Here is a 25,170-nt window from a genome sequence, read left to right on the forward strand (position 1 = left end):
CTTCGCGGCCGGGAGCGCTGCGGCCGGGGCGGCGAAGCCCGCCAAGCTCGCGCCGCCGCTCACCCGGAAGCGCGCCACCAGCTCGCCGAGCCGCTGCGCCTCGGTCGACAGGCTGCGGGTCGCCGCCGTCGCCTCTTCGACCATCGCCGCGTTCTGCTGGGTCATCCGGTCGATCGTCCCGACCGCGACATTGACCTGCTCGAGATTGCTCGCCTGCGCTGCGGTGGTCTCGGCGATCGCCCCGACCTGCGCGGTCACCGACCCGACCTGGGCGACGATTTCCGCAAGCAACGTGCCGGTCTCCCCGACCAGGCTCACCCCGTCGCCGACGTGCGCTGTCGACTTGCCGATCAGCGCCTTGATGTCGCGCGCCGCATCGGCCGAGCGCTGGGCGAGCGCGCGGACCTCGTTGGCGACCACCGCAAAGCCCTTGCCCGCCTCGCCGGCGCGCGCCGCCTCGACCCCGGCGTTCAAGGCCAGGAGGTTGGTCTGGAAGGCGATCCCGTCGATCACGTCGATGATCTGGGTGATCTCGCGCGCCGATTGCTCGATCGCGCCCATCGCCTCGACCGCCTTGCCGACCACCGCCCCGCCTTCGGTGGCACGGGCATGGGTCTGGGCGATCGCGGCGCGCGCGGCGAGCGCGTTGTCGGCCGATTGCCGCGTGAGGTGGACCACCTCGCCGACCGAGGCGGCGGTCTCCTCGAGGCTCGCGGCCTGCTGTTCGTTGCGCAGCGCGAGGTCTTCCGAAGCCGCGCGGATCTCGTCCGAGCTGGTCTGCACTCCGCCCGCGGTCGCGCGGACCGCCTCGAGCATGGCCTCGAGCTTGGCGGTCGACTGGTTGAAGGCCTCCTGAAGCCGCAGGTGCTCGCCCGCGGGCATCCCGCTGATCCGATAGGTGAGATCGCCCTCGGCGAGCCGATCGAGCGCGCCGGCGAGCACTTCGACGACCCGGCCCGACTGATCGGCCTCGGCGTCCTTCACGCGCAGCGCATTGGTGCGGAAGGCGTCCATCGCCTTGGTCATGCGGCCCACGCAATCGGTGTGGTCGATGCGGCGGATCGGCGAGGTGAGGTCGCCCGCCGCAAGCCCTTCCATGCGCACGACAGTCTCGACGTAGGACCGGCAGACCAGTTCCTTGGCAAGGACCATCATCGCCGTCGCCGCTCCCAGCGTCATGACGGCGGCGATCATCGCGGTCGCCGGGCCGATCACCCCCCACAGCACCAGCGCGTTGCCGAGCAGGTTGACGAGGCCGAACAGCACGGTTGCCGCAATCAGAACGGTGAACTTGGTGCGGATCGGGGCGTGCTTGGTGAACCAGGTTAACATCGCAAAAATCCTCGGGAGACATGACCGACGGCGAAAGGGTAGAGGCGAGGGCTGAAGGCTGTTTTGCGCGGGCGTCTCGCAAATTCCCCTAGCCGCGCCGCGAGGCGATCAGGCCGCGCGCCGCTCTTGCGGGTGGGGGGCGGGAAGGGCGGGCGCGGCGTGCCACGCGCCGGGGGCAGGGCCGCCGCCGCCTGTCGCATCGCCGATGCGGAAGCCCGCAAAGGTCTGGGCGAGCTGGCGCGCCTCGTGGTTCAGGTTCTTGGTCGCCGCGTTGGTCTCCTCGACCATCGCGGCGTTCTGCTGGGTCATCCGGTCCATCGCCCCGATGGTTTCCGACACGCGGCGCAGCTGCACGCTCTGGTCGCTGACCGCCTCGGCGATGCGCGAGACCGCCTCGGTCACCTCGGCGACCCGGGCGTTGATCGTGGTCAGCGCGGTCCCGGTCTCGTTGACGAGGCCCACCCCGGTGGTGACGTGGATGCCGACCGCCTCGATCCGTTTCTTGATCTCGCTCGCCGCTTCGGTGGCGCGCATCGACAGGGCGCGCACCTCGGATGCGACCACCGAGAAGCCCTTGCCCGCCTCCCCGGCACGCGCGGCCTCGACCCCGGCGTTCAAGGCGAGGAGGTTGGTCTGGAAGGCGATGGTGTCGATCATCGCGGTGATCTCGGAAATCTCGACCGTCGCGGTCTCGATCTTGCCCATCGCCTGGATCGCGCGGGCGACCACCTCGCCGCCGCTCTCGGCCTCCTCGCGCGCGGTGCGCATCGCGCCGCTGACGCCGACCGCGAGGTTGGCATTCTCCTCGATGTTGGCCGACAGGCTCGCCATGGTGGTGGAGGAGAGCTGGAGCCGGCTCGCCTGCTCCTCGGACCGGCTGGCGAGATCGGTCATGGCGTGCTCGATCTCGCTCGAGGTCAGGTTGATCGCGCCGATGCTCTCGTTGACCGCGCCCATCGCCCCCGCGAGGCGTCCCAGCGCCTCGTTGAAGTTGGCGGCCAGCGTCTGGAAGGCGGGCGGCATGTCGGTGAGGCGCACGGTGAGGTCGGCATTGGCGAGCGCGGCGAGGTTGGCGCCGAGCCGGGCGACCGCCTCCTCGCGCTCGGCGACCGATTGCTGGCGCTCGCGCGCGGCGTCGCGGAAGACGAGCATCGCCTGCGCCATGTCGCCCAGTTCGTCGCTGCGGCCGGCGCCCGGGATGGGGGTCTCGTTGGCGCCGCGCGACAGCTCGGTCATGGCGCGGGTGAGCGCGACGATCGGCCCGGCGATCGAGCGGGTCAGCGCGCGGGCCAGCACCAGCGCGAGGCCGATGAGGAGCACCGCGCCGAGACCCAGGGCGATCCACGCCCACATGATCACTGCCGCCTGCCGCGCGCTCTGCTCGGCGATGGCGGCGTGCTGCGCATCGCGGATTTCGCGCAAGGGATTGACCGCGGCGCTGACCAGCACCTTCTTGCCTGCCGCGCGGATCGCCTCCTGCGCCGCGTCGCGCTGCCCCGCCTTGACGCGGGCGACATACTTGTCGCCCCAGTCGCGCCGCCACTTCAGGGTTTCTGCGCGGCTGGCGCGGACCTTCTCCGCAAGCGGCGAGCCGGCGAGCGCGCTTTCCAGTTCCGCCGAGGCCTTGTCGTAATCGTCACGGCCCTCATAGTAGGACTTGAGGTAGCTCGGATCGGCGGTGACCAGGAATCCGCGCAGCTGGCTGTTCTGGCGCAGCAGCGCCGTCTCCAAGGCGAGCACGTCGGCGAGGATTTCCTGGCTGGCGGTGTTCTTCGTGGTCACCGAGGAGATCATCGCAAGGCTTACCCCGCAGGCGATCATGACGGCGGCGGCGACGATGTTGAGTGTCATGAAGCCCAGAGCAAGGCGGCGGGGTATCTTCAGACGGTCAAGCACGGGTCGGTCCTCTCCTGGACAGGTCGGGCAAGCGGCTGGTCGAGCCGTTCGGAGCCTGCCGGATAGGCCCCGCGCTTTAACCCGGCGCGTTCCCGGCGCTCGGTAGTGCTACTATGGCGCGATCACCCGGGAACCGGCGCGGCCCTGCGCGGACGGCCTGCGCGCTTTCCCCTAGCTGCGGGTGGCAAGCTGTTGGGCCGCGCTGCCTATGGCCGCCGGCATGGCAGTTCCCGTTCCTTCCCGCACCGCCTGCGCGCCGCGATCCGTTCCGGCGGGCGGATTGCGTATCCAGCGCCAGCTCGGTCTCGAGGCCGTCAAGGCCGAGGCGCTCGGCAATCGCTTGGCCGCGCTGCTGATGCGCGTGCTGGCGCGGACCGTGCCGCGCGCCCCGGAGCTGGCGCGGCTGCTCGAGGCCTGGCCCGGCGATCTTGCCGCCGATGCGATGACCTTCCGCCTGTGCTCGGGGCTGCACGCACTCGCCCGCGGCGGGGGTGCGGCGGGGCTCGAGGTTCTCTACCGCGAGCGGGGCGAGGGCGCGGCGCTGCCCGATCCGGCCGCGCTCGAGAACGCGGTGCTCGCCGCGCTGTCGGATCACGCCGCGATGCTGGGCGCATGGATCGCGCATCCCACCCAGACCAACGAGGTCGCCCGCGTGGCCGGGCTGGTGGCGGTGCTGATGGCGCTCGATGCGCGCGCGGCGATGCCCTGCGAGGTGCTGGAGCTGGGCGCGAGCGCCGGGCTCAACCTCAACTTCCCGCACTACGCCTGCCGCATCGGGGCGCGCACCGTGCTGGCCGCGGACAGCCCGGTCATGCTCGCACCCGAGTGGCGCGGCGGCCTGCCGCCGGCCCACGAGGTGGCGGTGCGGCGCGCGATCGGGGTCGATCTCAACCCGCTCGACCCGGCGCGGCCCGGCGATTGCGCGCAGCTCGAGGCCTATGTCTGGCCGGGCGAGCCGGCGCGCAGCGCGCGGCTTGCCGCAGCCCTCGCGCTCGCCCGCCGGCATCCGCCCCGGGTCTGCGTCGGACAGGCGGGCGACTGGCTGACCCGCAGGCTCGCCGAGCCGCAGCCGGCCGGGGTGCGGCGGGTCGTGTTCCACTCGATGGTGCTGCAATATCTCGACCCCCTCGAACGGGCCGGGATCGCGGCGACGCTCGCCGCCGCCGGCAGCCGCGCGCGGCCCGAATGCCCGCTCGTCCACGTCGGCATGGAATGGCGCGCCGACCGGCAGGCGGTGGAGCTGATCGTCACGGTCTGGGACGGTGGCCCCGGCTCGGGCGAGGCGCGGCTCGCGGCGCATTGCCACCCCTATGGCGAATGGATCGACTGGCACGGCCTTGGCTGAGCCCTGCGGGTTCGCCCCTAGCGCTCAATCCCTAGGCCCCCCTTTCGCCTCCGCCAACCGGCCGGCCCCTATCCGGCAGGCCGCACACCAAGAAGCCGGACCGGACCGATGCCCCGGCGATGCGGGAGGAGCCAAGCCATGAAATTCAAGACCACGCTGCTGTTCTTTGCCGCCAGCGGCGCGATCGCCGCGCCTGCGCTCGCGGAGGACCGTGCGGCCGAGGACGCCGTGACCGAGGCGCCCGGCAAGACCGACGCCAAGCCTCCGGTCGAGATCTTCTCCACCGGCATGGCCAAGGGCCGCGACCGGCTCGACAGCGCCACCTCCACCAGCGCGCTGAAAGGCGACGACATCCAGCGCTTCGGCCCGCGCCCCCTGTCCGAGGTGCTGCGCACCATGGCCGGGATGCGCGTGGCGAGCGGCATCGGGGAAGGCAACAACAACTACACCGTGCGCGGCCTGCCGCTCGCCGCAGGGGGATCGAAATATATGCAGTTCCAAGAGGACGGCCTGCCGGTCCTCGAATTCGGCGACATCTTCAACGTCGCCACCGACGTCTATCTCAGAAACGATTTCACGGTAAGCGCGATCGAGACGATCCGCGGCGGATCGGCCTCGACCTTCGCCTCTAATTCGCCGGGGGGGATCGTCAACGTGATCTCGCGCACCGGCACCGAACAGGGCGGGCGCGCGCAGGTCACCCTCGGGCTCGGCTTCGACAGCAAGCGCCTCGATTTCGACTACGGGGCGAAGCTCGGCGAGAACACCCGCTTCTACATCGGCGGCTTCTACCGCGCGGGCGAAGGACCGCGGCGGATCGGCCTGACCGGCTGGCAGGGCGGGCAGATCAAGGCCAACATCACCCGCGAATTCGCCGGGGGCTACGTGCGTGCCTATCTCAAGTATCTCGACGACCGCTCGCCGACCTACGCGCCCTATTTCGTCAACATCACCGGCACCGACGCAAACCCGCGCTATCGCAGCTTCCCGGGCTTCGACCTGCGCTCGGACGCGGTGCTCTCGCCCAATCTCGGCCCGATCATCACGCTTGACGGCAACAACAACCCGGCCGCCTATTCGATCAACACCGGGCAGAGCGCGACCTCCAAATCCATCGGCATCGAAGCGCAGTTCGAGATCGGCGGCTGGACCGTCACCGAAAGGGCGCGCTACGCCAAGAACGGCGGCGATTTCAGCCGCACCTTCCCCAACCGCGCCGATACCGTGGCCGCCTTCGCCGCCTCGATCGGCGGGCCGGGCGCGACGGCGCGCTACGCCAGCGGTCCGAACACCGGCCAGCTGGTCCCCGCCGATGCCAACGGCAACGGCCTCCTCGCGCTTTACTTCACGTCCTACAATCAGGCCGCCGCGCTCGACAATTTCACCAACGACCTGCGCGCCAGCCGGGTGTGGGACGTGGGCGGGGGCAAGCTCACCACCACGGCGGGGCTCTACTACGCGGCGCAGGCCCTGTCATCGACCTGGCTGCACACATCGCAGGTCATCGATGCCGCCGGCGGGGGCCGGACCGCGATGGTCGACATCTTCAACGCCGCCGGCGTCGCCCAGACCCAGAACGGCTACTTCGCCTACGGACGCGGGGCGAGCAGCCTGTTCCGCCGCATCTTCGATGTCGATTACGATGTGCTCGCGCCCTACGGATCGATCAACTGGCACGTCGGCAAGCTCGCGATCGGCGGCAGCCTGCGCTACGACCGGGGCAGCGTCAGCGGCCAGCTGTTCGGTGCGGACCTCGGCGGCGGGCGCGTGGGCCTGGGCAGCTTCGACGTCAACCGCGACGGGGTGCTGGGCCCCGCGGAACGGCGGGTCGCCTCGATCCCGCTCGATCGCCCGGCGCCGGTCGACTACAAATATGGCTATCTCAACTATTCGGTCGGGGTGAACTACCGCGTCGCCGAGCCCTTTTCGGTCTTCGCCCGCTACAGCCTCGGCCACCGCGCGGCCGCCGATAAGGTGCTGTTCACCCCGGCGGTGAGCAGCGTCACCGGCCGGGTCCTCGATGCCGAGGACAAGGACGATACCGTTATCCAGGTCGAGGGCGGCTTCAAGTTCCGCAAGGACGGCATCACCATCAACGGCACGGTCTTTCATGTCGAGGCCGAGGATCAGAACGTGCTGAACGGCGCGGCGTCCTCGACCGACCGGACCTACAAGGCGGACGGGGTGGAGCTGGAAGGCACGATCACCCGCGGCGTCTTCAGCCTGATGGCGGCAGCGACCTGGACGAAGGCCGAAATCAGCGAGGACCGGGTCGGCGGGGTCTTCACCGGCAGCAACCCGCGCCACCAGCCCGATTGGGTGCTGGTCGCGGTGCCGCAGCTCGATTTCGGCAGCCTCGCGATGGGCGCGAACATCGTCACCATCACCGGCAGCTTCGCGCAGGATTCGAACCTGCTGCGGATGCCCGGCTTCACCCAGGTCGGCGCCTTCCTCGAATATGATCCCGCCAGCAACCTGCGGCTGACGGTGAGCGCGCAGAACCTGTTCGACACGCTCGGCATCTACGAGGTCAACCAGGCGAGCGTTCCGGCCAATGGCATCGGCTTTGCGCGCGCCGCCAACGGCCGGACGGTGCAGGCTTCGCTCGCGCTGTCGTTTTGATCTCCGGCGACAGGGCATGGGCAAGGGGACCGGCGCGCGCGCGCCGGTCCCTCTTTTCATGCGGCGGTGATCGCCCCGCCTGCCGGGGTCAGGCGGGTTGCGCGGTGCGGCAGGCGCTCAGGAACACGAGTTCGCGCAGCTGCGCATCCTCCGGCAGTTCGAGCCCGGAAAGATCGGCGATCCCGACGATCCGCTCGCGCGCGCCCGGCTCGGCCAGCGCGATGCGTTGGGTAAGGATGCGTTCGCGGGCGGCGAGCGAATAGAACGCCAGCACCACCGGCCGCATCGGGTCCTTGCGGTCCTCGTCGATGACCATCGCGATCCTGCCGCTTTCGAGCGTGACGAAGGAGCCGACCGGATAAAGGCCGATCGTCTCGATGAACATCCGTAGGATATCCTCGTCGAAGGCGCCCTTCTGGTCGCGCAGCGCCTCGACCGCGTGCGCCGGGTCGAGCGGCGCGCGGCCGGGCGTTCCCGCCAGCAGGAATTCGAAACTGTCGCAGATCGCCGCCATGCGTGCGATCATCGGGATGTCGTCCCCGGCGCGGCGCTGGGGGTAGCCCAGGCCGTCGATGCGCTCGTGATGGAACAGGCACGCATCGAGCACCGCACGCGGCAGGGTGTCGTCGTTCTGGAGCGCGCGGTAGCCGAGCAGCACGTGGCTTTGCCAGATCCGTTCATCGCGGGCGCGGTTCTCGCCGGCAAGGACCGGGTCGGCCTGCGGCAGGTAGTTGACCCCGATATCGAGCAGCAGCCCGGCGAGCCCGCATTCGCGCATCTCCTGCCCGGTGAGCTTCATGCGTCCCGCAAGCGCGATCATCAGCGCGCTGACCGACAGGGCGCGGCGGAACACCGCCTCGTTCTTGAGCTTGCAGCGCATCAGCCCGCTGAAGGCCTGCGGGTTGCGGCGCACCGAGGCGAGGATGTCGCCGACCACCGGTTCCACCTTGCGAATGTCGAGCGCCTTGCCGAGCCGCGCGTCGAGCTGGAGCCGGCCGAGCCGTTCGCGCCCCTGTTCGGCGATGCCGGCGGCGCGTTCGACCTCCTCGGCGAAGCTTGCCGGACGCGGCTCGGCAAGCTGGGCGACAGTGCGCCGCTTGATCGCGCCGATCCGCGCGGCTGCGGTGGAGGCGGGTGGCGCCGTGATGGCGGGCATGGGCGCGGGCGCGGTGCGCGCTGCGGCGAGATCGCGTCCCTTGCTGGTGTCGATCACCACGCCGCGCACCCGGCTGGCCCTGATCGCGGCCAGGCGGCTTTCGTCGGCGACCAGGAACTTCGCCTTCCAGAAGGGATGGTCGAACCAGTTGCCCTCGAAGCGGTGGACGAACATCCCGACCTCAAGGTCTTCGACGGGGATCTGTTTCAACATGATCTGGCCAGCTCCCGTTGTCCCCGCACGATGCTAGGCCTTCATCCCTAGTATCGGGCGCGCGGTCGGCTCCGGAACATCACGTAGGTGGGCGGCGCGAGGGCCTCACGGCGGCAGCGGCGCGACTATGCGCAAGCCCCTAGCGCCCACGCGCCGATTTGTTCGCCGCTGGCGCGCTACCCCGCTCGCCAGGCGCGCCGGTTCCCGGGTGCCCGTCCAATCGATGAGGCTGAGTGACGATGGCGAACGTACGAGTGCTGGTGGTCGACGATTCCGCGGCGATGCGCGCGCTGTTCTGCGACATTCTCGACAACGCCAAGGGTGTCGCGGTGTGCGGCACGGCCAAGAACGCCGAGGAGGCGCGTGCGCAGCTTGAGACGCTCAAGCCCGATGTGCTCACCCTCGATGTCGAGATGCCCGGCATGAGCGGGATGGAGTTTCTCGAGGAGATCATGGCGACCCGGCCCATGCCGGTCATCATGCTGTCCTCGATAACCCAGGCCGGCACCGGCACCGCGCGGCGCGCGCTTGAGCTGGGCGCGGTGCACTGCTTCCCCAAGCCGCTCCACACCTCGCGCGAGGAATTCGACGCGACGGTGCGCACGCTGGGCGACATCGTGCTGAAGGCGGCGGCGGGCGAATTGCAGCCCGGCGGGGTCGGGGCGGAGGCGGACGCGGCGGGCGGCGCGAAGTATCGCAGCGACGGGCGGATCGTCGCGCTCGCCTGCGGGGCGGCGGGGATCGAGACCGCGCGCCAGGTGCTCGCCGCCTATGACGCCGCCTGCCCGCCGACGGTGGTGCTGTTCGATGCCGATCAGGCCACGGTCGAGAACGCGATGCGGGCGATGCGCCATTCGCTGCCCTGCCAGCTCGAGGATGCGGTGGACGGCGTCAGCCTCGAGATCGGCAAGGTGTGGCTGGCGCACAACCCCACCCGCCACGTCATCGTCGAGGCCGGCGAGCCGCCGCGCCTGCGGCTTGTCGAGCGCGATCCCGTCAACGGCTGCCGCCCGTCCGCGGACCTGCTGTTCGGCAGCCTCGCGCGCACCGGCCTGCCGGCGCTCGGCGGGCTGCTGACGGGCGGCGGGACCGACGGGGTGCGCGGGCTCGGCATCCTTGCCGAGACCAAGGGCAAGGTGTTCGTCCAGCGTCCCGCCGACTACGCCCCGCGCGACCGCTACGATGCGGTGCGCGGGCAGGGGCTGGAGCTTGCCGATCTGCGGCAGGAGGCGATCCCCGACTGGATCCTGGAACAGACCAACGCGGAAGGCTGAACCCCCAGCGTCCGGCCGATCCGCCGGGCGAGCCTGCAAGATCGTGAAGATGTGTCCCGATGGCGACAGTGCGGGCAAAGTCGCGTCATCATCGAACTGCAATATTCGGGTCAACAAGCCGTAACAGATCGCCCCTAGCCGCCGGCCACACACAAAAGCCAATAAGGGGGCTACCTTGTCTTACTCGGAAACCGCTGGCTTGCGCCTGTCGCGCAAGGCCTTGATGCTTGCTGCCGTCGCCGCGATCCCGCACGCCGCCTTCGCAGCGGAAACCGCCGCCCCGCTCGCCGAGGCCGCCGCGACGGCGGATGCGGAGGCCGACGCGGACGCGGATGCAGCGCTCGAGGCGGAGCAGGGGCCCGAAATCGTCGTCGACGGCAAGCGCCCGATCGCCGAATCCGAAGCCGAGGCGCTGCGCGTCCAGCGCCTGTCCGACAACCTCGTGACCGTCGCCTCGGCGGACTCGGTGGGCCGCCTGCCCGACCAGAACATCGCCCAGGCCACCAGCCGCCTGCCCGGTCTCGCGGTCGAGCGCGACCAGGGCCAGGCGCGCTACATCTCGGTGCGCGGCGCGCCCAATTACTGGACCACGCTCTCCTTCGACGGGATCAACGTCGTCAGCCCCGAAGGCCGCGACGCGCGCTTCGATTCGGTGCCCTCGGCGATTGCCAAGATGATCGTCGTCTCCAAGGCGATCACCCCCGACATGCCGGGCGAGACCGTGGCCGGCAACGTCAACATCGTCACCCGCTCGGCCTTCGACTATCCGGGGCTGAAGGTGCTCGGCAAGGCGGGCTTCGGCAAGGCCGAACTCGGCAACCGCAACGAATATGAAGGCAGCCTCGTCCTCGCCGACCGTTTCGATGCGGGCAGCGCGGGCGAGATCGGCGTGCTGCTGTCGGGCAGCTATTTCGAACGCAACATGATCACCGACAATTTCGAGACCGACTTCCGCGTTCCCGTGCGGGGCGACGGCACGCGCATCGACCAGCGCCCCGGTTTCCAGAGCCGCTTCTGGCCGCGCGAGACCGAGAACAAGCTCTACCGCCTGACCCGCAAGAACTGGTCGGTCTCGGGCCGTCTCGACTGGCGACCCAACCCCGACAACGAGATCTCGCTGCGTTCGGTCTACACGATCTTCACTGACGACGAGGCGCGCGACAACTACATCTTCGACCTCGACGACCGGCAGGGCGACCTTGTCACCAGCACGGCGGCCTGCCCCACGCTCACCAACCCGACGCCGACCACCTCCGGCTATGCCGACACTTGCACCGGCAGCACCCCGCTGACCGGCACCGTCTACGGCATCGACATCAACCAGCGCTCGACGCTGCGTGCCTTCCGCCAGTCGATCTTCACCAACACCATCGAAGGCAAGCACACCTTCGGCGACAGCGGCGTGCGGTTCGAATGGCTGGGCAACTACACCCGCTCCAAGGACGACCGCTCGGTGGTCGGCGAGGCGCGCTGGGACAGCCCGGGCACGCGCACCCTGCGCCCGACGGTCGCCTACGACTTCACCGATCCGCAACTCGCCCGCGTCCGGCTGTTCACCACCACCCAGCTGGCGAGCCCGACCCGCTTCCAGGCCGGCACCCCGGTGACCGCGATCGACACCTTCACCAAGCCGCTCTCCTCGCTGCGCGTGGGCGATCTCGTCGACACCACCGAGGCCTACACCGCCCGCGCGATCCTCGCCTATGACACCGCGTTCCTCGGCGGCGATGCGACCTTCAAGGCGGGCTTCCAGTTCGACCAGCGCACCAAGGAATCGATCAACAACGAGATCGTGCTGAACACGCCGGCGCAATTCGCGGCGGTCAACCTGTCGACCGACTACAACCAGTTCGCGATCGACCTGCCGTTCCAGGGCAAGATCCCGCTCGGCTACACCTTCCGCTACTTCGACACCGCCCGGATGCGCGCGGCCACCGATGCCGCGCGCGCCAATTTCCCCTTCGTGCGTGTCAACGGCGGGCGCGACGACTTCGAAGTGCGCGAGACCATCTACGCGGGCTTCGTGATGGGCACGCTGCGCTGGGACTGGGGCAGCATCCTCGGCGGCGTGCGCGTCGAGCGGGTCGAGAATACCGGCACCGCGCTCGGCACGGTGGGAACCACCTTGCGGCCGATCGAGGCGGAAAACGCCAAGACGCTGTTCTTCCCGAGCCTCCACGTCAACTACAACGTCTCGGACAACGGCAAGCTGCGCCTCGGCTACACCACCGGCGCGGCGCGCGCGGATTATGACCAGCTGCGCCCCAACGTCACGATCGACGATTCCAACCGCACCATTTCGGGCGGCAACCCGGGCGTGCGGCCGGAGCGTTCGTGGGGCCTCGATGCCTATCTCGAATGGTACGTGGTGCCGCAGGGCTACCTGATGATCGGCGCCTACTACCGCAAGGTCCGCGACGTGCTCTACACCGAGCGGCGCAGCTTCAACTCCGATGCGCTGAACTTCGGCGGGGTCGACCGTTCGGACTACCAGTTCAGCGGCATCGCCAATGCCGGGCGTGGCCGCATCGTCGGGCTCGAGATGGCTGCCCAGCTCCAGCTCGAGCCGTGGACCGAGGATCTCGGCCTGCCCGCGTGGATGGGCGGCTTCGGGATCAGCGCTAACCTGACGCTGAACGAAAGCGAGGCGACCAAGCCGGCCGTGCTCAGCACCATCGCCACCGCGCCGAACGTTTTCCCGACGGTGCCCGCGCGCCAGGTCCGCCTGCCGGGCACCTCGGACTATGTCTACAACATCGGCGCCTATTACGAGAAATACGGCTTCTCGGCCCGCCTCCAGTACCAGAAGCGCAGCCTCTGGCTCGATGGCATCGCCAACGACGAGTTCGACGCGGGCGACACCTACTGGGCGGCCGACGACGAGCTCGATTTCTCGATGCGCTATGCGATCACGCCCAATGTCGAGGTCTATTTCGACGCCTCGAACCTGCTCGACCAGCCGGGCCGCCGCTTCTCCGAGCCCGGGAACCTCTTGAGCGCGCAGGGCGTGGCGACGCCGTTCCAGGACAACCTGACGATCGAGTGGGAGCGGTTCGGCCGCCGTTACACCGGGGGCGTGCGCGTCAGCTTCTGATTGCGGTGCGGTTCCGAGATCTGACGCAAGAACCGGCGGGGGCAGCGGTGCGCCCGCCGGTTTTGTGCCGCTGCTATTCGATCCGCGCGCGGAAGCGGATCGTGAAGCTGGGCTGCGCGGTCCCGCTGGTCGCTGCGGCCATCGTGCCGGTGGGTGCGATGCGGATGCCCGTGACCTGCCCGTCGAAGGTGCCGGTCGGGGTGTAGGTGAAATTGGTGGTGCCGCCGGGGGCTTGCGAGAAGGTCACGTTCGAACTGGCGAAGCTCAGCCCGCTTGCCGTGGCGCCGTTGGTGAAGGTCACCGGCGTGGTCACCGCATAGGCCATCTCCGCCGGCATGATGTCGACCACCACGACCGAGCTCGCATCGACGGCGCCTGCACCGACGTTGCGCACGGTGATGGCGTATTCCACCACTGCGCCGGGGATCAGCTTGGGATTGACCGTGCCGTTGACCGGGTCCGAGATCACCGCGCTGGTCTTCTCGATCTCCAGCAGCGCCATTGATCGGCGGGTGTTGGTGATGGTGCAGGTGATCTGATCGCCCGGGCGCAGGGTGATCGCGCCGCCGACCGTCGTCGGCAGGGGGGTGGTCGATCCCACCGTGGCATTGCTGCACGAAAGCGCAGCGGTGTAGTTGCCGAGCACAGTGGTGCCGGCTGCGACCTCGTCGACGGTGTAGCCCTGCGATGCGTTGACCAGCGTCAAGGTGGTGTCGCCGGTGCCGGAATTGATCGTTCCGCCCGAGCCGATGGTGGTCGAGGAGGCGATCACCGAGGCGCCGCTCATGATCCGCACCGTGAACTGGTCGGTGCCGAACCGCCGCCCGCCCGAGCCCAGGAGCTTCCTCACTCTGAGGCGCGGCGGCGCGCCGAGCGAGAAGGTGCATACGAGGCTCTCGCCGAACTCAAGCTGGCCGATGTTGAGGTTGGTGGTGGCGGTGTTGGTGGGCAGGGCAGGGCGCGTGGTGCCCGAGGTGTTGGTGCAGCCCAGGATCGAGGCATAGGCCGTCAGCGGATTGGCGCTCCCTCCCGTCATTGCGACCCGGAGCGTGATCGGGATCCCGGCAGCCATGTTGAGCGGGGCGGTGGAAAACGGCCCGGTGCCGGTGCCGCTGGTCGTCCCGCTGCTGACGGTCGCGCCAGTTCCGGTCGAGGCGATCTGGAAGGTGAACTGGTCGGCGGTGCTGAGCCGCGTGCCGAGGATCTGGGTCTGCAGCCGGATCGTCGCGAAGCGGATCGCGAACATCACCCCCTGAAGCCCGCCCGACTGGGTTTGCACCGTCACGCTGGTCGGGCTGTTGCTGCCGACGATATAGGCGCCGACCGTGCCGGGCGCGCCGGTGATGGTGACATTGCTGGTGCCCACGCCGCTGATCGGCGGCATGGTCGAACCCGAAATCGGCGGCACCGAATCGAGCAGCTGCCACGCGCCGCCATTGGTGGTGAAGCGCAGCGCCTCGCCATCGTTCGAGCTTTCGGCATCGGCGACCACGAAGGAATAGACCGTGACGCCGCCGCCCGCAGGCGGGGTGACGGCGATGTTGGTGATCGCGATCGTGCTGGTGCCGGACTGCGCGGAATAGAGCACCGGGCGGCCGGGAATGTTGAGGAAGGCCGAATTGCCCACCGCCGCGCCGACCCATGAAGGCGCGTCATCGGCAACATAGGCAGGATTGGTTCCCGTGACCCGCGCATTGAAGGTCAGGGTCGAACCGTCGGGGAGGGTGAAACTGAGGTTCTGCCCCGAAGCGCTGCGCGCGGTGGCATCGTTGTAATTGGCAAGGTTGAGCCAGCAATAGGTCTGCCAGCTTGCGGGCGCGGTGCCCTGATTGCCGGCGGGCGCGCAGTTCTGCGCCTGTGCCCCGGCACTCCACATCATCCCGCAGATCATCAGCAGCATCGCCATCAGGCGACGCAAGGAGGATCCTGTCCCGAACATTCCGGCGGGATAGCCGATCATGGTAAACAGCCGGTTAGCCAACCCCTTGCACGCTGCCTGGGCCATCGTCACCGCCCCAGCCCGAGGAAGCCGAAGGTGTCGGCATCGATCTTCACCCTGACCGCGGCGAAGACGCCCTTGTCGGTGTTGCGCGCGGCGCCGAAATCGCGGTCGCGGAAGCCTTCGATGTTGTAGCCGACGGTGAGCAGCACGCCCTTGGCCGCGACCACGCCGAGCGTCGGGCCATAGGCGAAGCGGGTCTCGCCGTCGGTGACGTTGGCGCGCACCGTTGCGCTCGCGCCCAGTTCGAACCGCTCGCCGATCCCGATCCGCCCGTCGGCGCCGACCAGCACCGAGCTTGCCTCGAAGTCCTCGCCCTCGAAGCGGTCGAGGCTGTAGCGCCCGCCGACGAACAGGGCGAGCTCATGGCGGCGCACTTCGGCACCGTCATCGTCAGCCCCGCGCGGGGAGAAATTGGCCGAGAGGCTGGCGACGAGCCGGCGCGAGGAGGCGTTGCCGTCGACGATCAGCGCGGTGCGCCCGGCGCCCTCGGCCTCGCCCGCCACCGCGCCGGTGACGCGGTCGCTGCGGAATTCGAGCCGGCCAAGCATCGCGAGCGGGCTGGCGTCGGGACGGTGCGCGAAGGCGAGGCTCGCGTCCATGATCTCGGTCGTCGCGCCGCCGGCGCTCGTCGCGCGGGTCCAGGTCGCGCCCGAGCCGACCAGGCTGCCTTCGCCAAGCTGGCGGATCGCGCCGAAGGTGACGCCCGTCCGGTCCGCGCTCTCGCCGTCGCGCAGCTCGCCGCGCAGGGCGAGGCTCCAGCGATCACGGCGCCAGGCCGCGCCGAGCGTTGCGGCGGTGAAATCCTCGAATTGCAGGCCGCCGGTCAGCTGCCCGCCGCTCGCCGGGGGCTGGGCGGGGTTGACGATGCCGCCCGCGCCCGGATTGCCGCCGATGGTGCGGTTGCCGTCGAGCGTCGCATCAATGGTCAGCGCCTTGGTCACCTGCAGCGTCTGGGCGATGCCGAAGGCGGCGAAGGTGCGGGTGCCGCTCTCTCCGATCCCGTCCTGGCCGAGGCTGGTGGCAAGCTTGCCCCCCTGCCACGGCACGACCTCGATCCCGCCGCGCAGCTGGCGCGCCTTGATCGTCTCGCCCTCGGACACCTCGTAGGTCGCGGCGAGCCGGACATCCTGGGTCAGCGCGTAGCGCACGCCCACCCGGTGGCGTGCCGGCAGGTCGAGGCTCTCCGCCTTGCCGAGCGCAACGGACGTGCCAGCCGACACCTCGAGCCGGTTGTCGAACAGCCGCTGGGTCGCCCCGGCCTCGAGCACGGTCGAGGAGGCGCTGCCGCCGTTCGCCAGCCGGTCGTCGAAATGCACGAGGCCGAGGCGCAGGTCGGTGTTCTTGCGGGTCAGCACGAACTGGCCCTGCGCCGCGCGGCGGCGCGCGGTGTCGGTGAGGCTCTCGTCCTGCCAGAGGCTGCCGACGAAGCTCAGCTGCTCGCTGAACAGGATGCGCCCGTCGGCGCCGATCTTGCGGCGGCCCTGCTCGGCGGCGTTCTGCTGGCCGATGCCGTAAGCGGCATCGACCTGGCGGGCATAGGCGATGAGATCGAGCTTGCCGGTCTGGTGCTGGGCTTCGACCAGCCAGCCCGTCGATTGTTCGCCCTCGCGGCGGCTCATGCCGAACTCGGCGCGGATTTCGGTGTTGTCGCCGATCCTGGCGAGCAGGTCGACCGCGCCCAGGTCGGTGCGCAGCGCCTCGCCCCGCTGATCCTCGAGCCCGGCGTCGGAGATCGCGGTCGCGCCGATCCGCAGGCGCCCGTCGGCGGTGGTCCAGTCGGCGCGCACCCCGGCGTTCAGCTCGGGCTCGCCGTTGTCGTCGGCCTCGAACTCGATGACGATGACCTGCGGGTTCAGGTTCTCGTCGCGGCTCAGCACGGGCGCGGCGAAGCGGATCGTGCCCGACAGCAGGTCGATGTCGTAATCGGTGAAGCGCACCAGTTCGCGCACCGAGACGATCAGTTCCGAACGGAAGCGGTCGCGCACCTCGATCGTCACGCGCTCGGAATTGGGCAGGATGCGGCGGCTGGCGAGGGTGTAGGGGCCGGTGATGCCCTGGCCCTGGATCTCCTGCCGGCGGAAGCGGCTGGAAATCCGCGCGGCAAAGCCCTGCGCCCGCAAGCCGCCCAGCCGTGCCTCGCCCTTCACCCCGGTCGCGGTGCGGTTGTAATTGGCGAGCCGGGTCTGATTGAAGGCGGTCTGGAAGTCGCCGTAGAGCGCGTAGAAGGTCGCCGTCTCGATCCGCACGTAGAGCTTGTCGCGGCTGGCGGCGTCGAACTGGCGGGCCGAGGCGTCGCCGAACACGGTGTAATAGGCCTGCGGATCGATCGCGCCGAGCACGTTGGTGTCGCTGCGCTGCTTCGCGCTGTCATAGGCGAGGGTGAGCAGGTATTTGCCGAGCACGCGGCCCTTGGCATAGAGCGCGACGCGCGCGTCGTCGCCCAGATCGCTGTCGAACTGGCCGGCGCGTTCCATGTTCTTCGCCACCGAACGCGCCCCGATGGTGCCTTCGCCGAGGCCGATGATGGTCCATTCCACCGCGCCCGGCTCGATCCACGCCTCGAGCTCCTGGCGGCGGGTGATCTCGCCGTCGTCGAAGGTGAAGCCCAGACGCAGCGCGCCGCTGACGAAGGTCGGGGCGAGCTCGATGCGGGCGATCCCCTCGCTGCCCTCGACGGTCCAGCGCGCGGCCATGGGCGCCATGCCGGTCAATTGATTGAGCTGCTGGCGGTCGATCTGCTCGGCGCTCTGGTAGGGCGCGTTGAGGGTGAAGCTGCCCGAGATGCCTTCGCGCAAGGGGCGGCCGTTGCGGTCGAGCACGCGGATCGCCAGCACCGGGCGGGTGCGGCCGTCGGCAACGAGGGTGGACTGAGCGGGCAGGAACTCGACCTTGGCGGGCGCGCGGGTGAAGAACACCTCGCGGGTGAAGGTCTTGGAGACCTCGCCGAAGGAGTTAAGGATCCGCGCCTCGAGCACGGTCTTGTCGGTGAGCAGCGGCACGGCGCGCCAGGTGCTGACGGAGAACACCCCGTCGGGGTTCTGAATTCCGTCGAAGGCGTTCGGGTTCACCGGCTTGCCGTCGACGAACAGCTGCACGCTCTGCCCGCCGCGATGGCGCACGGCGACCCGGATCGCGGGCGCGCGCGGGTTGGCATCGACGGCGGGGGCGATGAAGCCGTCCTCGCCATCGCCGAGCGCGACGAAATCGGTCACGGCAGGGGCGGGGGTGTTGGTGGGCGCCTTGGGCGCCTGCGCTGCGGGCGCAGCCTGCTCCCCGGCCGGCGCCTGAGCGGACGCGGGGGCGGACTTGGCCGGCGCGGGTTTGGCGGGCACGGCGCCCTGCGGCAGGACCGCGTGGAAATCGGCCACCACCAGGCTTCCGCCCTGGCCGATCGCGAAGCGCGAAGAGCTGCTTCCGGCGTTGCGGGTCGAACGCGAGCAGTCGACCAACCGCGCGCCGTCGGGCAGGGTCATGCGGGCGACCTGCACCACGTGGGTGCCGGGCACCACCCCCTCGAAGTGGTAGCGTCCGTCGGCATCAGTGACCGCGAAGCTGCCGTCCTCGAGCATCACCCGGACATTGCCGAGGCCGACGCGCTCCTTCTCGGGCAGGCGGCAGTCGCCCACCGTGACCCGGCCGATGATGGTCATCCGGTCGCCAATCCCGTCGCGTTCGATGTCGAGCGGAACGCTGGTGCGGGAGGTGCGGCCGAATGCGTCGCGGGCGAGGGCCTCGTTGAGGACGCGGCCCGAGGGGGCATCCGGGCGCACGCTCATCGCATAGGTGACGCGCACGCTGGCGGCGGCGGGGATATCGCCGAGCTTAAGGCTGAATTGGCGACCATCTGGTACAAAAGTAACCGCATCGGTTACTCTGCGGCCGTCGACGCGGATCGAATCCGGACGCACCCGGAGCCAGCGCGACGGGGTGTCCACCAGCGTCACCGCGCGGCGCAACCGCGCCGGATCGTCGTTGCGCACGATAATCGTGTAGAAAACGAGATCGCCCGGGCCAGCCCGGGTGCGCGAGGCGCTCTTGCTGATCGCGAGGTTCTGGCCGGGGTAATCCACCGGAATATCGACCTCGAAAGGTGTGGGATCGTCGAGCACGAAGACGTCGCCGAAGGATCCTTCGCGGATCACGTATTCCCTGCCGTCGGGCCTTCGCGCCTGCGCGATCACTGCGCGCGGCGCCTGGGAAGGGGCGGTGAAGGGCGCGGGCGGTTCGACCTGCAACCGGAAGCGGCCCTGGGTGGTGAGCGGGAACCAGAATTCGCCCGGTCCCATCGGCATCGTGCGCCCTGCCGCGTCGGTGATTGCCTGGCCGGTGACGACGCTCGACGGCCAGCGGGTCACGCCGTCCTCGGCAAAGACGGTCGCGGGCGCGCCGGTGTCGGCGCTGACCAGCGAAACGCGCGCTCCGTCCACGGGCGCGCCGGTTTCGCTGTCGAATACGACGCCGAACGGGTCGACGAGCACGGTGACGTCGGCGGTGACCATCACATCTTCGCTGCCCGGCCGCATGGCGGCGACGGTGATGCGCGAATCCGGGCCGACGCTGAGCCGGCAGTCCTCCTGCACGAGGGCCGGCGGAATGCGCATGGTGTCGATCACGCCGGCAAAGACGCCGCTGTCGGCCGCGGTCTCGAACACGGTGAGGGTTTCGCGGTCGCCTTCCTCGCTGGTCAGCACGACGGTGAGCGTTTCGATGGCCGCCGGATCGCGGTTCGCGCTGGCGGCGGACACCTCGAAGAACAGCGGTTCGCCCCCCCGCAGCTGCTCGGCCGGGGTGACGTTGACGGTGGAGACCGCAGCGACCGCCTGTCCGCGCGGGGCGAGGCTGGCGATGGCAGTGCTGCGCAGAAGCTGGATCGGTCCGGGCGCCACACCGCATTGCGGGGCGCGATAGACGATCTGCGAGCCGGACCCGTTGCCCCGGCGGTAAACCTTGATCGCGGGGGGGGCGACCGGGAGGGCGAGGACGTCGAAGATGACGGGGTTGCTCGAAACCCGCCGCGGCCCTCCGTCGGCATCCCAGCTGGCCTCGGCGATGTTGGTGACGGTGCGTATCGCAGGCCCGTCACCGGCCTGTGCGAAAGCCCCCTCCGCGGGCGCGCTGACACACAGCACTGCTGCGAGCAGTGCCGTGGCAAGGCGCCTCATGGAGGGGGCTACACGCAAGACCCTGTTTTCCAGATCAGTGCCTTAGCGGATCACGACCCGGAAGTAGGCGGAACGGGTCTGGCCCGCCGCCACGTCGGAGAGCGAGCCGGTGATGCGGTCGCGCCCGCCGGTGCCGCCGCCGGCCGCGAAGGTGCCGCCGGCGGTGCCGTTGGTGCAGGCCGCGTCCCCGTTCAGCAGGATCCCGAAGGCCGAAAGGTAGGTGACATCCGCCGGCAGGTCGTCGAGGATGGCGACGTTGGTGGCGGTGGCGGCGCCGGCGGCGTTGGCGACGGTGATGCAGTATTCGATCGTCGCGCCCGGGATCGCCTTGCGCCCGGCGCCCGTGCCGTTGACGGGATCGCTGATGATGCGGCTGGTCTTGGTGACGGTCAGGCTCGCGCCCGAGACCGTGTAGCGCCCCTGCGCCGAGAAGGCGCCGTCGTTCGCCGCATCGCTCACGCCCGCGCCGTCGAACAGCACGGTGTCGACCCCGGCGGTGTTGGCCCCGGCGGTTGCCTGGAGCCGAGCGCCGAGCGTGCCGGCGGTGCCCGCAGCGTGGGCCGCAGCGGTCAGCGCGACATCGAAGGTGTCGGCGTTGCGCGCGTTGATGCCGATGTCGGAGACGACCAGCACCGCCACCGTCGCGTCCTCGGCGACTTCGTCGAGGAAGGTGATCGGCCCGGCGGTCAGTTCGGCTGCATCGAGCTGGCGGTTGCCGTTGGTGTCGCGGAACACGCGGAAGTTGCCGATGTTGGCGGCGTTGCCGGTGCGCAGCGCGACCGTCAGGTTGAGGTCGGCGATGCTGTTCGAGGTGTTGGTCACGTCGAAGGCGAGCACGCGGTTGGTCTGGTTGGGCGCGACGGTGGTGTTGCCGACGCTGGTGACCGTAAGGTTGACGCGCTGGTCGACAGTGAAGGTGTCGCTCGCGGTCGCTGCGGACTGCGCCACACCGCTGACGTTGTAGTTGACGGTGACGGTGTTCTGGATGGTGTTGCCTGCCCTGGTCCCTGCGGCCATGGCAGGCGTGCTGGACATCGCGACGAGCGCAAGCGCGCTCACCGCCCCCAGCAGCTGCTTGGAGGTTCTCATTGGTCTGGTCCTGAGTGTGTGTCCCGCGTCAGGACTGCCGCCCGCGGGACGTGGCGGTTATCTTCCGCTTTCGATCAGCGGATGATGGCTGGATAGGTGACCCTGCCCGAGGCGCCCGGCGCGATCGTCGCGATCGTCCAGCGCACGTGGGTGACGTCGTCGTGGGTTGCGGGACGCATCGTGCCGTCCGGATTGGCGACGCTGAGCTTGGCGAGCACGCCCCAGGTCTTGCCGGCATCGACCGACACCTCGAGCGCGGGATCGGCATCGGGAGCGAGCCGCACGGCGCTGGGCAGCGGATTGGTGACCACGAAGTTCTTGACCGGCTGGGTGCCGTTGTTGGCATAGTCGGTGCCGAACATCAGCCGGTCGCCCGGCACGATGGTGTCCGGATCGGCGAGTTCGGTGCGCTGCTTGCCGTCCTTGTCGGTGACGGTCTTCACCACCTTGACGTCGCCCTTGAGGACGATCGGGCTGGGCGCGCCTTGCGCGGCAAGCGGCAGGACAGGTCCGGCGAGCGCCATGGCAGCAGCCAGGGCGAACATCATTTTGGGAAGCGATTTCATGATCTTTGCCCCTGTTTATCTGGTCTGTTCTGGTTCGATCAGTCGATGACGACGTTGAAGGAGACCGACCGGCGCGCACCTGCGGGCGCCGTGCCGAGATTTACAGTGACGCCGGACCCGCCCGAGACGGCGCCAGCATCGGCATCGGCCGCATCGCTGAGGGGATTGCCGTCGAGCCGGAGGCTGCCGGGGGCGTAGGTGGTGCCGGTCGGGATCGGGTCGGTGACGGTGAGGTTGCGGACCTCGCCGCTGCCGTCGACGCGGGCTTCGATGGTGAAGGTCGCGACCGTGCCCTTGACCGCGGAGGTGCCGCCGAAGGGATCGCGCAGGGTCACCGACTTGACGAGCTGCACCGTGGCCACGGCCGTGGTGAGCGCGCCGCGCGCCGTCGCCAGCGCGCTGGTCATCCCCGCGATCGCGTCGCCGCCGCCGGCACCGGCCTGGGCGAAGACCGTGCCCGGGGCGCCGCTGCCGGTGACGGCCTCGGCGGCAAGCGCGACGTCGCTGCGCTGCCCGTTGGCGACGGTCTGCGGCACGGTGACGAGCACGAAGACGGTGAGGCGCGCGTCGGGATCGAGCACCGGGGTGGTCTGCGGCGCGGTCAGGATCTGGTCGACGCCCTCGTCATAGACGCCGTTGTTGTTGCTATCGATGGCGATGCCGCGCACCGTGGTGTCGAAATTGTTGCCCGAGACCGAAGGATTGGCGGTCAGGCGGAAGGCTTCGGGGCCGTTGCCCTGGTTGGTGACCTCGAAGGTCAGCACCGCATTGCCCGGCGGCGCTGTCACCGGGCCGGAATCGCGCGAGGTCACGGTCACGTCGAGCAGCTCGTCGACGCGCACCGTCACCGTGTTCGAGGTGACGTTGCGGGAGCCGCCGGCCTCGTCGAAGCTGGCGTTGGCGGTGTTCTGGATCAGGGTCCCCGCGGTGACGCCGCCTGCCGCAGCCGGAGCCGATGCAAGGGCAAGGCCGCCGACGAAGGCGGGAGCGAGGATCGTGCTGAACGATGCGTAAAGGCGTGCGTGTGTTTTCATGCTCAGGAGATATACGCAGGAATGGTTAGCATTCGGTTAGCCACATCCTTTGACCGTATGTCTGCCTCGCTTCAGGGACGGACCGAGTGCCACCGGACCGTTGCCAGCGCGCGGGGTTGGCGGCAGGAGAGCGGGCGATGAACCCGATCTACCGCGACATGGGCACCACCATCTTCGAGGCAACCTCGGCCCGTGCGCGGGCGCGGGGAGCGATCAACCTGGGGCAGGGCTTTCCCGACGGACCGCGCGCCGAGGCGGTGATCGCGGCGGCGGCGGCGGCCTTGCAGGAACGCTCCAACCAGTATCCGCCGATGGCCGGCCTGCCCGAACTGCGCGCGGCGGTGGCCGCGTGGTATGGGCGGCATCAGGGCCTTGCGCTCGCGCCGGAGGAGGTGACGGTCACATCGGGCGCGACCGAGGCGCTGGCGGCGGCCCTGCTGGCGCTGGTCTGCCCCGGCGACGAGGTCATCATCTTCGAGCCCGCCTATGACGCCTACCGGCCGCTGATCGAACGCACTGGCGGAGTGGTGAAGCCCGTTGCCCTGACGCTGCCCGAGGGGAGGATCGATCGCACCGCGCTGGCAGCGGCGCTCGGCCCGCGCACCCGGCTGCTGCTGCTCAACGATCCGCTCAATCCGCTCGGCACGCGGCTGCCCGAAAGCGATCTTGCGCATCTCGCCGAAGCCTGCACCGCGCACGATCTCACCGCGATCTGCGACGAGGTGTGGGAGGCGCTGGTCTATGACGGCGCGCGACACCGCTCGCTGATGGACTTCCCCGGGATGCGCGAGCGGACCGTGAAGATCGGGTCTGCGGGCAAGATCTTCGGCCTCACCGGCTGGAAGGTCGGCTGGATGTGCGCGGCCGCCCCGCTTGCGCAAGGGCTGGCGCGCGCGCACCAGTTCCTGACCTTCACCACCCCGCCGAACCTGCAATGGGCGGTCGCCGAGGGGCTCGTGCGCGAGGACGGCTTCGTCGCCGAGGCGCGCGCCCAGCACCAGGCGGCACGCGATCACCTGCGGGCGGGCCTTGCGGCGCTCGGCTTGGTGACCCTGCCGGCGGCGGCCACCTATTTCGTCACGCTCGACCTTGCGGCCTCCGGCGTGGCCCTGTCGGATCGGGAGTTCTGCGCGACGCTGATCGACGAGGCGGGGGTGGCGGCGATCCCGGTGTCGGCCTTCTGCGCCGCGCCGGGGCCTGGCCACCTCGTGCGCTTCTGCTTCGCCAAGGAGCGCGCGGTGCTCGACGAGGCGCTCGCGCGGCTTGCGGCGTGGCGCGCTGCGTTCGGCAGGTCGGAGCCCTGATCGCGCGCGGCATAGCTTTTTGTTGGGACGCCGATGGCGCTTTGCATGGCGACGAGAGCGAAGCCGTCCTTAGCCTGCGCACCCTATGGGGTATAGTCTGGCGACATCCGGAAACACCCGCGGCATCGTGCTGCGTGAGACCTTGATTTCGACGCTGCCGAATGCCGTCGTCTCGGCGGGCTTCGTGTGGCTGCTGTTCGGCGGCCAGTCCCGCATCCCACTATGGGGGATGGATGGGCTGGCCTTCGATCTGGTGCCGACGACCTTCATGCTCACGCTGATGACGACGATCGCGCTCACCTTGCTGCTGCGCAAGCGCCGCCGTGAGGGCGCGCTTGCGGATGGCGGGCCGCTGGTCGCACCGCTTCCGGTGCCGCGTCACCCTGTGCTGCGCGGGATCGTGTTCGGTGCGGCGCTGCTGATCCTGTTCGTGCCTGTCAGCGTCCTCGTCCTCGCCGCCGTCTGGCAAGGCGACTGGCCGTTTGCGCAGGTCCTGGCATTCAAGATCGCCTACGGGGTCGTGGTGGGCTGGGTGGCGACGCCGCTGGTCGTGCTCGCTGTGCTGCGAGAGCGGGCGCGGTAGCGACCGCGCGCCGCCCTGCCGCACGCTTCAGAAAACCCGGACCTCGCCGGCGGCGTTGTCGACGAGAATGTTGCAGGCGAGATATTCGACATCGGGCGCGTGCCCGGTCTTGGCTTTGATCATCGCGCTCGCGCGCGCGAAGAAGGCTTCGGCCGCTTCCCGGTCGGTCCACAGGTAGATGCTGGTGCCGGTGCCCGCATCGGCATCGATGTGGATCGCCTTGCGGATCAGCGCCGGGGCGGCGGCCTGGTAGATCGGCAGCGTCTTCTCAATCTCGGCCATTGCCTCGGCTTGCGTTTCTCCGGGCGGAAGGCGGAAGCGCACTATCGTCGAGATCATCTTGCATCCTCGCTGTTCATGACGTCGCGCGATCCTGCGCCCGGACGCTTCGGCCGGGGAAGGGCAATTCTCCTGCGTGCCCCATAACTCCGGTGACGGGCCGCCGCCTTGCCGCGGAAGGGCAAGGGCAAGCGACCATGAAGCCTATTCATGGCTCTT

The 25,170-nt window shown here is 69.5% G+C and carries 15 protein-coding genes; 6 read left to right on the top strand and 9 right to left on the bottom strand.

Going from position 1 to position 25,170, the window contains the following annotated elements:
* Both OPU67_RS08775 and OPU67_RS08780 read right to left on the bottom strand, forming a co-directional pair.
* On the bottom strand, window positions 1-1,332 hold a 1,332-nt coding region (locus tag OPU67_RS08775), incomplete at its 3' end, for a methyl-accepting chemotaxis protein (RefSeq protein WP_267619157.1).
* A gap of 108 nt (window positions 1,333-1,440) precedes the next feature.
* Window positions 1,441-3,228, bottom strand: a complete 1,788-nt coding sequence (locus OPU67_RS08780) for a methyl-accepting chemotaxis protein (RefSeq protein ID WP_267619158.1) — start codon at window positions 3,226-3,228, stop codon at window positions 1,441-1,443.
* Between the two features lie 220 nt (window positions 3,229-3,448).
* On the opposite strand from OPU67_RS08780, the gene OPU67_RS08785 reads away from it, so the two are divergent.
* Window positions 3,449-4,573, top strand: a complete 1,125-nt coding sequence (locus OPU67_RS08785) for a DUF2332 family protein (RefSeq protein WP_267619159.1) — start codon at window positions 3,449-3,451, stop codon at window positions 4,571-4,573.
* A 138-nt stretch (window positions 4,574-4,711) separates the two neighbouring features.
* Window positions 4,712-7,195: a TonB-dependent receptor domain-containing protein gene (locus OPU67_RS08790; RefSeq protein WP_267619160.1), complete on the top strand. Its 2,484-nt coding sequence runs from the start codon at window positions 4,712-4,714 to the stop codon at window positions 7,193-7,195.
* Between the two features lie 88 nt (window positions 7,196-7,283).
* Here OPU67_RS08790 and OPU67_RS08795 read toward each other — a convergent pair whose 3' ends face one another.
* Window positions 7,284-8,564 (bottom strand): HD-GYP domain-containing protein, encoded by a 1,281-nt coding sequence (locus OPU67_RS08795; protein WP_267619161.1) that lies wholly within the window; start codon window positions 8,562-8,564, stop codon window positions 7,284-7,286.
* 239 nt (window positions 8,565-8,803) lie between these two features.
* On the opposite strand from OPU67_RS08795, the gene OPU67_RS08800 reads away from it, so the two are divergent.
* A complete protein-coding gene (locus OPU67_RS08800; protein WP_267619162.1) occupies window positions 8,804-9,838 on the top strand; it encodes a response regulator in 1,035 nt (344 codons plus the stop codon).
* Between the two features lie 223 nt (window positions 9,839-10,061).
* Complete coding sequence (locus tag OPU67_RS08805; RefSeq protein WP_267619163.1) at window positions 10,062-12,932, top strand: TonB-dependent receptor; 2,871 nt, start codon at window positions 10,062-10,064, stop codon at window positions 12,930-12,932.
* Window positions 12,933-13,005: 73 nt separating this feature from the next.
* Here OPU67_RS08805 and OPU67_RS08810 read toward each other — a convergent pair whose 3' ends face one another.
* The 5 genes from OPU67_RS08810 to OPU67_RS08830 form a co-directional block, all read right to left on the bottom strand.
* Window positions 13,006-14,892 carry a CshA/CshB family fibrillar adhesin-related protein gene (locus OPU67_RS08810; RefSeq protein WP_267619164.1) on the bottom strand — a complete coding sequence of 629 codons (1,887 nt, stop codon included), beginning with the start codon at window positions 14,890-14,892 and terminating at the stop codon, window positions 13,006-13,008.
* Between the two features lie 47 nt (window positions 14,893-14,939).
* Window positions 14,940-20,096 (bottom strand): hypothetical protein, encoded by a 5,157-nt coding sequence (locus tag OPU67_RS08815; protein ID WP_267619165.1) that lies wholly within the window; start codon window positions 20,094-20,096, stop codon window positions 14,940-14,942.
* 42 nt (window positions 20,097-20,138) lie between these two features.
* Window positions 20,139-20,831 (bottom strand): hypothetical protein, encoded by a 693-nt coding sequence (locus tag OPU67_RS08820; protein ID WP_420708985.1) that lies wholly within the window; start codon window positions 20,829-20,831, stop codon window positions 20,139-20,141.
* A gap of 428 nt (window positions 20,832-21,259) precedes the next feature.
* Complete coding sequence (locus OPU67_RS08825; RefSeq protein WP_267619167.1) at window positions 21,260-21,751, bottom strand: hypothetical protein; 492 nt, start codon at window positions 21,749-21,751, stop codon at window positions 21,260-21,262.
* A gap of 38 nt (window positions 21,752-21,789) precedes the next feature.
* Window positions 21,790-22,785, bottom strand: a complete 996-nt coding sequence (locus OPU67_RS08830) for a hypothetical protein (RefSeq protein ID WP_267619168.1) — start codon at window positions 22,783-22,785, stop codon at window positions 21,790-21,792.
* Window positions 22,786-22,922: 137 nt separating this feature from the next.
* Between OPU67_RS08830 and OPU67_RS08835 the strand changes: the two genes are divergently transcribed.
* Window positions 22,923-24,089 carry an aminotransferase gene (locus OPU67_RS08835; RefSeq protein ID WP_267619169.1) on the top strand — a complete coding sequence of 389 codons (1,167 nt, stop codon included), beginning with the start codon at window positions 22,923-22,925 and terminating at the stop codon, window positions 24,087-24,089.
* A 127-nt stretch (window positions 24,090-24,216) separates the two neighbouring features.
* On the top strand, window positions 24,217-24,672 hold the full coding sequence (locus OPU67_RS08840; protein WP_267619170.1) for a hypothetical protein: 456 nt from the start codon (window positions 24,217-24,219) through the stop codon (window positions 24,670-24,672).
* Between the two features lie 27 nt (window positions 24,673-24,699).
* On the opposite strand, the gene OPU67_RS08845 is transcribed toward OPU67_RS08840, so the two are convergent.
* Window positions 24,700-25,011 (bottom strand): hypothetical protein, encoded by a 312-nt coding sequence (locus OPU67_RS08845; protein WP_267619171.1) that lies wholly within the window; start codon window positions 25,009-25,011, stop codon window positions 24,700-24,702.
* Between the last annotated feature and the right edge of the window lie 159 nt (window positions 25,012-25,170).

The sequence above is a fragment of the Erythrobacter sp. WG genome, from assembly GCF_026586795.1.
GTDB lineage: Bacteria > Pseudomonadota > Alphaproteobacteria > Sphingomonadales > Sphingomonadaceae > Erythrobacter.